Source organism: Clostridium beijerinckii HUN142 (genome assembly GCF_000621745.1).
Lineage (GTDB): Bacteria > Bacillota > Clostridia > Clostridiales > Clostridiaceae > Clostridium > Clostridium beijerinckii_A.
The window spans coordinates 5,876-18,690 of the sequence record NZ_KK211337.1 but is presented as its reverse complement, the minus strand read 5'-3'; the positions used below and the strand labels follow the sequence as shown (position 1 = coordinate 18,690).

Annotated in this window: 13 protein-coding genes; 1 reads left to right on the top strand and 12 read right to left on the bottom strand. The window is 31.3% G+C overall.

What is annotated here, in order from left to right; translation table 11 throughout:
* Nucleotides 1–3: 3 nt before the first annotated feature.
* The 8 genes from fabZ to T483_RS0123715 form a co-directional block, all read right to left on the bottom strand.
* Entirely contained in the window at nt 4–432 is a 429-nt protein-coding gene (fabZ, locus tag T483_RS0123750) for a 3-hydroxyacyl-ACP dehydratase FabZ (RefSeq protein ID WP_011968417.1), read from the bottom strand.
* Between the two features lie 3 nt (nt 433–435).
* A complete protein-coding gene (gene accB / locus T483_RS0123745) occupies nt 436–942 on the bottom strand; it encodes an acetyl-CoA carboxylase biotin carboxyl carrier protein (protein ID WP_026889061.1) in 507 nt (168 codons plus the stop codon).
* Nucleotides 943–1,078: 136 nt separating this feature from the next.
* A complete protein-coding gene (gene fabF / locus T483_RS0123740) occupies nt 1,079–2,314 on the bottom strand; it encodes a beta-ketoacyl-ACP synthase II (protein WP_026889060.1) in 1,236 nt (411 codons plus the stop codon).
* Between the two features lie 17 nt (nt 2,315–2,331).
* Entirely contained in the window at nt 2,332–3,072 is a 741-nt protein-coding gene (gene fabG / locus T483_RS0123735) for a 3-oxoacyl-[acyl-carrier-protein] reductase (RefSeq protein WP_026889059.1), read from the bottom strand.
* Nucleotides 3,073–3,172: 100 nt separating this feature from the next.
* Nucleotides 3,173–4,117 carry an ACP S-malonyltransferase gene (gene fabD, locus T483_RS0123730; protein ID WP_026889058.1) on the bottom strand — a complete coding sequence of 315 codons (945 nt, stop codon included), beginning with the start codon at nt 4,115–4,117 and terminating at the stop codon, nt 3,173–3,175.
* Nucleotides 4,110–5,051 (bottom strand): enoyl-[acyl-carrier-protein] reductase FabK, encoded by a 942-nt coding sequence (gene fabK / locus T483_RS0123725; protein WP_026889057.1) that lies wholly within the window; start codon nt 5,049–5,051, stop codon nt 4,110–4,112. Before fabK ends, fabD begins: the two co-directional genes overlap by 8 nt.
* A 354-nt stretch (nt 5,052–5,405) precedes the next feature.
* A complete protein-coding gene (locus T483_RS0123720) occupies nt 5,406–6,377 on the bottom strand; it encodes a beta-ketoacyl-ACP synthase III (RefSeq protein ID WP_026889056.1) in 972 nt (323 codons plus the stop codon).
* Nucleotides 6,378–6,391: 14 nt separating this feature from the next.
* A complete protein-coding gene (locus T483_RS0123715; protein ID WP_026889055.1) occupies nt 6,392–6,841 on the bottom strand; it encodes a MarR family winged helix-turn-helix transcriptional regulator in 450 nt (149 codons plus the stop codon).
* A 652-nt stretch (nt 6,842–7,493) separates the two neighbouring features.
* Here T483_RS0123715 and T483_RS0123710 point away from each other — a divergent pair.
* On the top strand, nt 7,494–8,105 hold the full coding sequence (locus T483_RS0123710) for a hypothetical protein (protein WP_026889054.1): 612 nt from the start codon (nt 7,494–7,496) through the stop codon (nt 8,103–8,105).
* A 266-nt stretch (nt 8,106–8,371) separates the two neighbouring features.
* Here T483_RS0123710 and T483_RS0123705 read toward each other — a convergent pair whose 3' ends face one another.
* From T483_RS0123705 to T483_RS31790, 4 genes are all read right to left on the bottom strand, one after another.
* Nucleotides 8,372–8,905 carry a hypothetical protein gene (locus T483_RS0123705; RefSeq protein ID WP_026889053.1) on the bottom strand — a complete coding sequence of 178 codons (534 nt, stop codon included), beginning with the start codon at nt 8,903–8,905 and terminating at the stop codon, nt 8,372–8,374.
* Nucleotides 8,906–9,230: 325 nt separating this feature from the next.
* Complete coding sequence (locus tag T483_RS0123700) at nt 9,231–10,166, bottom strand: tetratricopeptide repeat protein (RefSeq protein WP_026889052.1); 936 nt, start codon at nt 10,164–10,166, stop codon at nt 9,231–9,233.
* A gap of 363 nt (nt 10,167–10,529) precedes the next feature.
* A complete protein-coding gene (locus tag T483_RS30700; protein WP_242841925.1) occupies nt 10,530–10,679 on the bottom strand; it encodes a nucleotidyltransferase domain-containing protein in 150 nt (49 codons plus the stop codon).
* Between the two features lie 309 nt (nt 10,680–10,988).
* Nucleotides 10,989–12,815, bottom strand: a 1,827-nt coding sequence (locus tag T483_RS31790; protein WP_026889051.1) for an Ig-like domain-containing protein, incomplete at its 5' end; no start/stop codon positions are given.

Genomic DNA, 12,815 nt, shown 5'->3' with positions numbered 1-12,815 from the left:
ATCCTACTGCAACGCAAAAAGTATTTCAGCTTCACAAACTGTTTTTCCATCTACTGAGGCAATTCCTTTTCCTATACCTATAGGTCCTTTGATCTTAATAATTTCACAGTATAAATCAAGCTTATCACCAGGCACAACTTTTCCTTTAAATCTAACTTTATTAATACCTGCAAACAATGGAGTTTTTCCTTTGAACCTTTCCATTGAAAGAATAGCTACTGTTCCTGTTTGAGCTAAAGCTTCAACTTGAAGCACTCCTGGCATAATTGGTTCTTCTGGATAATGCCCTTGAAAAAATGCTTCATTTGCAGAAACATTTTTATATCCTCTTACAAATTGTTTTTCTTCTATTTCCATTTCAGTTACTCTATCTATTAAAAGCATTGGGTATCTATGTGGTATAATTTTTTTTATTTCATTTATGTTAAGCATTAATTATTCCCCCTTAACCTTAAATAATGGCTGCCCATATTCTACCATGTCTCCGTCATTAGCTAAGCGTTCTACTATTACTCCATTATATTCGCTTTCGATTTCATTCATAAGTTTCATAGCTTCTATAATGCAAATAACCTTTCCCTTAGAAACTGTGCCTCCAACTTCTACGAAAGGTGAGCTTTCTGGTGATGCGGAAGAGTAAAATGTTCCAACCATAGGAGAAGTTATAATACTTACATCCTTATCATCTATAACTGCTTCTTTTTCAGTAGCCTTTACTTCTTCTTTCTCCACTATATGAGTTTCTGGTCTTTCTATTGAACTAGCAGCAGTGTTAACCTGACTATTTGCAGCGGTATTATAATTTCCCACACTACCATCAGCTAATCCTCTAGTTAATGATTTATCCATTTTTATATGATCATTTCCACTTTGAAGCTCAAAAAAGGCCAAACTTGAAGAGTCAACCAATTTAACAAGCTCTTTAATTTTTTCAAAGTCCATAAAAATATCCTCCTCTTATATAGACATCTTATATTAAAATATTGTTTACCTATTTTATGCCATACTAAGTTACTGCATTTAACTTTTCTGGCACAAAATATATGTAACATCTTTTATTTTACCAAAGATATCTCTATTATTTCCACTTTTTTAAAAGTAAAGTGGCATTATGTCCACCAAAGCCTAAAGAGTTAGTAAGTGCATATTCTAAATCTTGCTTTCTTCCAACGTTAGGCACATAATCTAAATCTAATTCTTCATCTTTTGTTTTATATCCGATTGTTGGCGGAATGAATCCTTCTTGAAGAGCCTTTGCACATATTATTGCTTCAATTGCTCCTGCCGCTCCTAAAAGATGACCTGTCATAGATTTTGTTGAAGATATTGGAACTTTGTATGCTTCTTCTCCAAACGCTTTTTTAATAGCTGCTGTTTCAAATTTATCATTTAATTCTGTTGAAGTTCCATGAGCATTTATATAAGAAACTTGTTCTGGTTTAATTCCTGCTTCCTCTATAGCATCAGCCATAGCTCTTGAAGCTCCTGCTCCTTCTGGATCTGGAGATGTGATATGATATGCGTCACAAGTTGATCCATATCCTACAACTTCAGCTATGATGTTTGCACCTCTAGCTTCAGCATGTTCTAAAGATTCAAGAATTACAACTCCTGCACCTTCTCCCATTACAAATCCACCTCTTTCCTTATCGAAAGGAATAGAAGCTCTTTCTGGATTATTTCCTGAATTTAATGCTTTCATACTATGGAATCCAGTAACTCCAAGTCTAGTTATAGGTGCTTCTGCTCCACCTGCAAGCATTACATCTGCATAACCATGTTTTATTGTTCTAAATGCATCACCAATATTGTTTGTTCCTGTTGCACAAGCAGTTACTGCTGATGTACATGGTCCTCTTAATCCATATTTAATAGCTACATTTCCTGCACCTAAATTTATTATTGTCATAGGAACGAAAAACGGAGATACTCTCTTAGATTTTCCAGTTGCAATTTTAGTACATTCAGTTTCAATAGTTTCAAATCCACCTATACCAGATCCAAGCATTACTCCAAATCTTTCTAGATTTTCTTTTTCTAAATCTATTCCTGAATTCTTTATTGCTTCATCTGATGCAACCAAAGCAAATTGCGCAAATCTATCTAATCTCTTTGCTTCTTTCTTTCCTATTAAAGTATCTGGATCAAAACCCTTAACTTCTGCTGCGATTTTTACATCTACTAAATCTTTATCAACTAAAGTTATATAATCTATTCCTAGCTTTCCGCTTTTTGCGTTATCCCAAAACGTACTTACATCATTTCCTATCGGAGTCAGAGCTCCCATCCCCGTAATTACTACTCTTCTTTCCATAAATCAAACTTCCTCCATTACATTAACATTCCACCGTCAACCTGGATAACTTGCCCTGTAACATAATCTGCACTTTCACTTGCAAGGAAAGCTACAACATTGGCTACATCACTTGCTTTTCCTAATCTCTTAAGCGGTATGTTCTTCTTCATCTCTTCTTTATATTTATCTGCTAGAGCTTCTGTCATATCTGTTTCGATATATCCTGGTGCTACTGCATTTACAGTAATTCCTCTTGAACCAATTTCTCTAGCTAGTGATTTTGTCATTCCAATTACCCCTGCTTTAGATGCAGAATAATTTACTTGACCTGCATTTCCAGTAATTCCAACAACTGATGAAAGATTTATTATCTTCCCATGTTTTTGCTTCATCATAATTGGAGTTATAGCTTTTAGACAGTTAAACACACCTTTTAGATTTACATCAATAACACTATCAAAGTCTTCTTCTTTCATTCTGATTATTAATCCATCTTTTGTAATTCCTGCATTATTTACCATAATATCTATAGTACCAAATTTTTCTTTGGCAGAATTGATAAGATTATCAACTTCTTCTGACTTAGATATATCACCTTTTACACATAAAGTTTCTACACCCATGCCTTTTATTTCAGTTTCAACTTCTAATGCTTCTTTTTCATTACTTCTATAATTTAAAACTATATTAGCGCCAAGAGATGCAAGCTTTAAAGCTATTGCCTTTCCAATTCCTCTTGATGCTCCTGTAACTATTGCACATTTTCCTTTTAGCATATATTAAATTACCTCCTATTGTTATAAACAATTAACCTATAACAGAGCTGCAAATAATTATTTATAATCTATCTATTAATTCAAAATAACTATTTATATATTAAAGATCATTTTTCATTTTATCAACTGTATTTTTTAATGAATCCATATCCTCAACATTTAAAAGATTTGCACTCTTATTTATTTTCTTAACAAATCCTCTAAGAGCCTTTCCTGGACCTACCTCTATAAATGTATCCACGCCACTATCTATCATATGATTTATAGTCTTTTCAAAAAGGACTGATGTTCTTATATGTTTCTTTAATAAGTCTTTAACATCATCTTCTTTTTCATAAGGAAGTCCTTTAACATTTGAATAAACTACTTTGTTAAGTTCTTTAATATCAACATTTTTTATAGTATTAAAGAATTCTTCACTTGCAGGCTCAAGAAGGGAACTATGAAATGGTCCACTAACCTTTAGTGGAATTCCAAGGCCACCTAATTCTTTTGCAATTTTTACGGCTTCATCGATTGCTTTATTTTCTCCTGAAATAACAACTTGACCCGGACAGTTAAAGTTAGCGCCTTCAACTATTCCAAATTCACCTGCTCTAGTTAATAATTCTTGTATCTTTTCATCATTTAATTTTAATACGGCAGCCATTTTTCCAAGGCCCTCTGGTAGAGCGCTACCCATTATTCTTCCTCTTTCTTTTATAAGAAGTAATCCCTCTTCTAAAGAAAGAGCTCCCCCGTATATTAATGCTGCATATTCTCCTAAACTAAGACCTGCTGCATAATCTGCCTTAATATCATTTATCTCTAGTGCTTTCAACGCAATTAGTGATGCAACAAGAATTGTTGGTTGTGCATTTTCTGTTGCTGTTAAAATTTCTTCTGGCCCTTCAAGCATCATTTTCTTAATAGGCATATTTAAAATTTCTTCACTACGATCTAATATTTCTTTACATTTTGGTATATTCTCGCAAAGTTCTTTTGCCATTCCAATAGTTTGAACTCCTTGCCCTGGAAAAAGAAATGCAGTTTTACTACTATTCATGATTTCCTCCAAAACGCTTAAATATTTCATTTGCTTCAGTAAATAATTCTTCGATCATTTCCTTACATGATTGTTCCTTACAGATAAGTCCTGCTATTTGACCTGACATAAGTGATCCATTATCAACATCACCGTCTACAACAGCCTTTTTAAGCGCACCAACTCCAAGTTTTTCTAACTCTTCAGCAGATGCTCCTTCTTTTTCTAATTTAAGATAAGTTCTTGCAAGCTTATTTCTTAGAACTCTAACTGGGTGACCTGTTGGTCTTCCTGTTACTTCTGTATCTATATCATTGGCTTTTAGTACTTTATCCTTGTAATTTTGATGTATTGTACATTCTTTTGCCACTAAGAATCTTGTTCCAACTTGAATTCCTTCAGCACCTAACATAAATGATGCAGCCACACCTCTGCCATCACCTATTCCCCCTGCTGCTATAACTGGTACGCTAACAGCATCAACAACTTGTGGTACTAATGTTATAGTAGTTAGCTGACCTACATGCCCACCTGATTCAGTACCTTCTGCAATAATTGCATCAGCTCCTGACTTTTCCATTCTCTTAGCTAATGCTACAGAAGCTACTACTGGTATAACCTTTATCCCATGAGCTTTCCACTTTTCCATATACTTTCCTGGGCTTCCTGCACCAGTTGTAACAACAGACACGCCTTCTTCACATACTAATTCTGCTATTTCCTCAGCATTTTCTGCCATTAACATTATATTTACACCGAAAGGTTTATTCGTTAATTCCTTTGTTTTCTTTATCTGTTCTCTTACCCACTCAGTTGGTGCTGCACCTGTTATTATTCCAAGTCCACCAGCTTCACTTACTGCTGAAGCTAAAGATGCATCTGCAATTCTTGCCATAGCACCTTGAAATATAGGATATTCTATTTTCAACAGGTCACATACTCTATTTTTTTCCACAACATATTCCTCCTACCATTACCAAATCACAAAATATCGCTTACTGTACTATCTCTTACTATAATAATGGAACTTCCTGTATTTTAATCTTGTCTATGTATAATAGCCACTTTGCCTATTATGATAAGTAATTGTACTATTATAGCATGTTTTTATCAATGAGATTACTAAAAAGTTAAAAATAAGTTCATATTCTCCAACGTCTATATATTGGTTTTTTTTAAGTATTTAATTGGATCTTGTATTGTTTTTAATCTCAAAGGACATGATCTCTATCTCCATAGACCTCCCATTTTTATAGATAAATATATTTTAAAGCTAAATAATAAAAGCTTATTTAACTATTATTTTCTATTACCACTCAAGCAATGTTGCTGCATATGTTAACCCGCCACCAAATGCAACTAAAATAATTTTATCGCCTTTATTTAATAAGCCTTTTTCGTACATTTCATTTAAGGCTATAGGCACTGTGGCTGCTGATGTATTTCCTACTTTTTCTAGATTTAAATAAAATTTATCTTCGCTTAATTTTAATTTTTCAGCTGCTAATTTTATAATTCTATAATTTGCTTGATGAGGTACTATATATTTAATATCATCAAATGAAACATTAGTATCTTTCATAACTTCAGTAACAGCTTCATCTATTACAGATACCGCAAATCTAAGTATTTCTCTACCATTCATATCGATAGTTCTTTTAGCTAATTTTTTTTCTTTTGAAAAAGGAGTATCAAAATCAGTAGCACCTATAGTAAGCGCTTCTCCCTTTTTTCCATCCGCTCTTAAATATGATTTAATTATTCCTGGCGCTTGATCTCGCTTAAGCACAGCAGCACCAGCACCATCTCCAAATAAAATACAAGTGCTTCTATCTGTCCAATCTGTTACTTTCGAAAGAACTTCAGCTCCAATTACTAATGCATTTTTATAGTTCATGGACATCATTAAAGCTTTAGCTGTCTCCAAGCCGTATACAAATCCTGAACAGGCAACACTTATATCAAAACAAGCTGCCTTATCTGCATCCAAATTACTTTGAACTAGACATGCAACTGATGGTATAAACATATCTGGGCTAATTGTCGCAACAATAATAAGTTCTAAATCTTTTGCATCAATACCAGCTCTTTCAAGCGCAAGTTTAGCTGCTTTTGTTGAGATATCAGATGTATTTTCTCCTTCTGAAATTCTTCTCTCTCTCATCCCTGTTCTTTGCACTATCCACTCATCACTTGTTTCAACAAATTCACTTATTCTATCATTAGTAACTACTAGAGATGGAAGATATGCTCCAATTCCAGCAATTTTAATATTACTCATATTTTTCTCCTTCATTATACTAATTCATATTTTTCCTTAAAAAAGTTATTTATTTTACTTAAAGAAGAAATTAAAACTTCTTCCTCTTCTAACGTTAATCCTTCTATTGCATTATTTATCATTTCTCCATGAAATCTCTGATGGATTCTGAATGCTAACTTTCCTTTTCTAGTTAATTTAATAAGGACAACTCTTCTGTCTGTTTCTATCCTGTTTCTTTCTACGTATCCTTTTTTAATTAATTTATTGATAGCAGTTGTTAAAGTACTTACTGTAATTTTTAATTTTTGCGCTACCTCTGACATTGTTCTTTCACTGTACATACCAATAGATTCTATAGTATGAATTTCTGTTATTGAAAGATCTGAAAGTACACCATTCTTTAAACTTTGTTCCTCAATTTGTAAGACGTCATTAAATAACTGCACCAAAAGTTCGTTAATCAGTTTTGTTGATTTATCCATTTATCTGCACTCTCCATTTTGGCATCCAAAAATATCTTCTAACAAAAACTATATTCAGTGTTTATAAAATGAAAAATTTGGTAATGAAAATTTTAAATATCATACCAAATAAACAATCTATTGACCAATTAGACATATGAAATAAAATAATAAGTAAAAGGCGTGATGATATTTTGTCCTAAGATTGGTTCATCAAAATCCATATGGAATGTAAAATACCACCTGAAAAGTTTTACCTTACTTGAGACAAATATATAGACAAACATATTTACTTTATATTTTCTTAATATGCCTTATCTTTAAGATACCTTAATTTTCTTTATAACAAAAAACTATTAAATATATATATGTTACAATAATAAACTTACACTTAAAATTCTAGTAAGCTAACCGCTCAATTAAGATAATTAATGTAGAAAATCAATGGCAACATAAATAATTATTTTATATAAAAAATAAATGGTGCGAAAAGTTTTAAAATCAAATAGTTTGATAATCAAAATATACTATACTCAAAATACATTGTCAAATTTTTTTCAATTTTTTCCAGCTATGCGCATGCTTTTAATTAGCAATTTCATATGATATAATTAATTAAATCAGTTAATATTATCTATAATATTAATTTTTAAACATAGGAGGTGTACATATCATGACTAGAAAGTTAATTATAGCTACAGTTTTAATGTTAAGTATTGTAATGGTTTCTTGTAGCACAAAGCCTAGTGATTCCCCTAAGCCTAGCGATAGTAATACTACTACTGTAGAACAAAATAAAGACGACAATAACTCTTCTAATACTGATAGTAAAAAAGCTAACGAAACTACTGCAGATGCAAAAAAAGTAAATAAAGTAAAACTTTCTATATATAGTGTGGATGAAAATTCTTTAGAACCAAATGAATCAGGTACCATAGAAGTAAATCAAAATTTGCCTCTACAGGACAAGCTAAAAGAATTAGCAAAAGCTGTATCAGAGAAAAGATTTGATAGTTTACCAATTGAAGTTAAATCTATAGATACAATTAACGGTAAAAAAGTTGCCACTATAAACTTGACTGACTCTAATAATAAAAAATGGGTTCCAAAATTTCAAGGCTCAACTGGTGGTTCAGTTACAGCTAGTACTCTAATTGAAAACTTCCTTCAATCTAATAACAAATCTAAAGGTGAATGGATTAACGGTGTAAAATTCCTATATAATAATGAAGCAATAGAATATGAACATGCATCAGCCTTATCTACTATTAAGTATGCAAATTAATTTCTTTAAGTTATACCAAAAAGAAGCCAAGCTTTAATATTTAAACTTGGCTTCTTTTGCTTTTTATTATATTTTCCATTATTTCAACAAAATCTCTTCTTATATAATAGTATCTATTCCAAAGTTCTTAAATTTTTTCTCACTAGAACATATATATGTTGCAAAAATAATTTATCATCATAATTCTAAAAATATCGAAAGAATTTTAGCCGTAATTGTGAACTGTGCATTGTGAATTCCAATATATAAATACATATTTAAATTTATTAAGAAATTACTGTATATGTTTGAGTATAAGCTATTTGTTCATCACCTAATGTAAGGTAATAATATATTGGTATCATATACGTTGAATAAAATAACGTTGAAGCTTCAGGCACATTGCTTTCTATTGCTCTTACTAAGAGTTGTTGGTGCTTTAAGCTTACAATATAGCAATTAGCTATAATTACAATTTGTTCTGCAAAAAACACGTCAGAAATTGAATTTGAATATTTATCAGCATGATTTACCAAATTTGTCCTAATAATTCTAAGTTGGTCAATATAACGCTGTATCTCAACATCAAACTTCTTTAAGTCATCAACTGGTGTATCTGATTTTATATTATATACAGTTAAATTTGCCCGTATAACTTTAATTTGATTTAAGCTGTTAATAATATCCTCCTTATTCTGCAAATTAGATATTTTAGGACCATAAGGCTGAGGTATACTTGGAATTTGTGCATATACTAAATTACTTGTGAATACTGTTATGAATATTATAAACGTTATCAAACGGATTATTCTTTTACGCATTATTATTCCTCCATATTATAATAAATCTACCTTATTTACAAAAAGCATTATTTAAGTTTATCCTTTGTTATTTTAAATATTTTATTCCTAAAAAAACAGATTATATTAATGAGGATATGCGTCGCTACTGAAATGACAGCCGTTCTATTGTTTCCAGTAATGTAATTATATTTAAATTGTCACGTTAATTACATGTGAATTTATATCTCAAAATATAAATAATGTGGTATGCTTTTACTAAATGCTGCCTTAGAATTATCTAGATAAATCTCGGGCAACCGAAGCAAATGCATACCACATTATTTCGCAGAATATACTCACAAACTTAATTTTCACATTGGATATCTATCCAAAGATTCTTATATTCTTCAAGTCTTCTTATTGGATCTAATTCTTTGTCTTTCTTCATATATTCTAAAAAGAATTCATTTAATTCTATACTTTTTTCTACATCTCTTAACGCCTTTAAATTTTCATTTATATTTACATAATAACAAGCTCTATTATAATATAAAAATCCTTCTTCATCATTTTCTTCTATTCCATTACTTATTACTTCAATAGCTTTTTCAAAATTACCTTCTTCTCTATATATGACCGATAAGTTCAAAAAGCTATAAGGGTAATTAGGATTTTCTTTAATAGATCTGTAATAATACTCTTTACTCTCTTCTACCTTGTTTAATTTATTTAAGATTACTGCTTTATTAAATAAGATCTTGTAATTTTTTTCTTCAATTTCTAAAGCCTTATTTATATAATTCAATGCATCAATATTTTCATTGTTTTCTTCTAAAATACAAGCTACATTTGCATATGCCCACATATAATTAGGATTTATTTCAATGGCCTTTTTATAATTGCTTATAGCTTTATCTTTTTCATCAAATTCATCGTATATATTTGCCAAAAAGAAATACGCTGAATCATAATTAGGATCTTTTTCTATAGCCTTCTTATAATATTTTTTAGCTTTTTCTAATTCACCATTTTCATCGTATATTATTGCCAATCCATAATATGCTACAGCATAATCCTCACCTAATTCAATTACTTCTTTATACTTTTTCTCTGCATCACCTGACAACCCAACTTCATCATAAGCTAATGCCATATCCATTAGTAATTCTATGTCTTGTTTTCCTGTATTCAATGCATATGCCTTTTGATAAAACGATAGAGCTTTTAATAAATTATTTTCTGATCTTGCATTCCTCGCCATATTTATATAATTATTGTATAAATAATTCTTGTTTTCCATATTGTTCTTCATCCATTCATTTGATTTATTAATTCTAATATAGATAAACAAGCAAAAAATCATACTTATGTGATATTAACCGAAAGAGCAGGTACTCATTGTTTCGGTTTCTAGAGAATTAGGTTGTGAATTTCTAACAGCAGAAGTTGTACCCATTACTTCATGCTCCCACTATTCAGTGTGACAAGCAGTGAATGGAACAACTTCTGCTGAAGAAATACCTACAACCCAATTCTCAATGAAACACTGCACAAAAGAGTACCAGTTCTTTCTGGTGTAGAATATATCTCGAAGTATAAATCTAGTTCAAAGTTTGTTTATCTATATAGATGTCCAACTTTGTAAATAGTATTTTTTTATAAATTAAGATGAAACTTTTGATTTTACTACAACAGCTAAGTCTATGTCACTTCTATCTTTGTTCCAATACTCTATTCTGTAGCTCCCAAATTCAGCAATACAAATAATACTTTCAATTTTCTTTAATCCATTTAAAAAATATGATTCCGCCAAAATTATCACCTCTTTAGAATTATATCACTAAAATAATAAAATACTCAATTTATATACAATTGAGTATTTTATCATATTGAACTTATATAAAAGGCACTTTATTTTTTATATACATCTATAACATTTTAAGTTTTATAATTGCCGTAATACAAAGTATTTGTATTAGAAGTTGATCTAAAATTCAAAGAATCAGCAAGTTTAGACCCCGTTATTTTTAAACAAAAACATAGTCACGCAACTATATAATCACGTGACTATGCTTATTTTGTACATTTACTATGTTTAAAAGTTAACTACCACATAGTTTTACTAAATTAAAGCTCCATTGCTGCCTAATTCATAGCCATCAACTACTGTGTTGCTTGCCATAGTTCCATTGCTATTAAAGTAATACCAACTTCCATCTATGTGCTGCCATCCAGTCTTCATAACTCCTAATGCACCGTATCGGCTTCCATCACATAGATAATACCAATTATTATCTATATCTTTAAGCCATCCTGTTGTTAACTTTCCATCAGAATCTAAGTGGAACCATTGTCCCTGAACATCTTGTCCATCATATTTCCAATCTCCGGTTTCCGATTTATACCATCCTGTCTTCATAGCTCCAGTATTATTATCAAAAAAGTACCATTTACTGTCAACTAACTTCCACCCTTTTGTCTTATCTCCGTTGTCCTTTTCTAAATACCAATTACCACTTGTATCTTGAGACCATGCTGTTTGGGTATTGCTATTATTAATTGGGTTGTTGTTAGTATCATCACCATTAGTTATTGTATTAGTTGCACTTGTAGAACTTGCGTCTGTACTTGTGTCTTTGCTTGTATCTGTACTTGAATTATGGTGATGACTTGATGAACTTGAGCTGCTACTTGCTGCTTTTACTATAACATTAACCTTTGTTGAGTAATCATATGGGTTGGTTACTCCCTCTGGTAATATCAATGTTCCTTTAAACACATATGTTCCTGCTTTATATCCATTATATATAGGATTTACATCTTCCCATCTTATGTGTGCACTTGTTGTTGTTGAATCGCTTAAAGTTACCCCAACTGTATTTGGTAAATTTATAGAATTTCTTGCTGTTCCATTATTTACAGTTATATTATCTAATGATTCTACACTTTCTACTGTTACTGACGCTGGCGTTGTTCCATTTTCAGCTGGTCTAACATTAATAGCCACACTTGCTTTTAAATTACCTGGATTAGTTATTCCATCTGGTAATTTTAACCTTCCTGTAAATACATATGTTCCTGCTGTATCTCCATCATATTCTGGATTTCCATTATTCCATGTAACTGCTGCACTTGTTGTTGTTGAATTACTTAAATTTACATCAATTGTATCTGGTAAGTCAATATCATCTCTTATCGTTCCATTGTCTACAGTTATGTTACCCAATGATTCTACACTTTCTACCGTTACTACTGATGGTGGTGCTTGATTTTCAGCTGATCTAACATTAACAGCCACACTTGCTTTTAAATCAGATGGATTAGTTACTCCATCTGGTAATCTTAATCTTCCTGTAAACATATATGTTCCTGCTGTATCTCCATCATATTCCGGATTTCCATTGTCCCATGTTACTGCTGCACTTGTTGTTGTTGAATTACTTAAATTTACATCAATTGTATCTGGTAGGTCAATATCCTCTCTTTCAGTTCCATTGTCTACAGTTATGTTATCTAATGATTCTACACTTTCTACTGTTACCTCTGATGGTGGTGTTTCATTTTCAGGAGCTTTAACATTAACAGATATACTCGCTTTTAAATCAGATGGATTAGTTACTCCATCTGGTAATCCCAATGTTCCTGTAAATACATATGCTCCTTCTGTATCTCCATCATATTCTGGAGTTCCATTGTCCCATGTTACTGCTGCACTTGTTGTTGTACCATCACTCAAATCCATGGTTGCTGTTTCTGGTAAATCTATATCACTTATAGCTGTTCCATTTTCAACAATTATATTATCTATTGAATGTACATTAACAAGGCTTATTTCTTCATTTTTTGCCCACTTCGCATATAATGTTACATTTCCACTACCTATAGTTAAACTGCTTCCAGCTGCGTAATTTGTTCCACTTCCATCTGCTGCTGTATTCCATCCTACAAA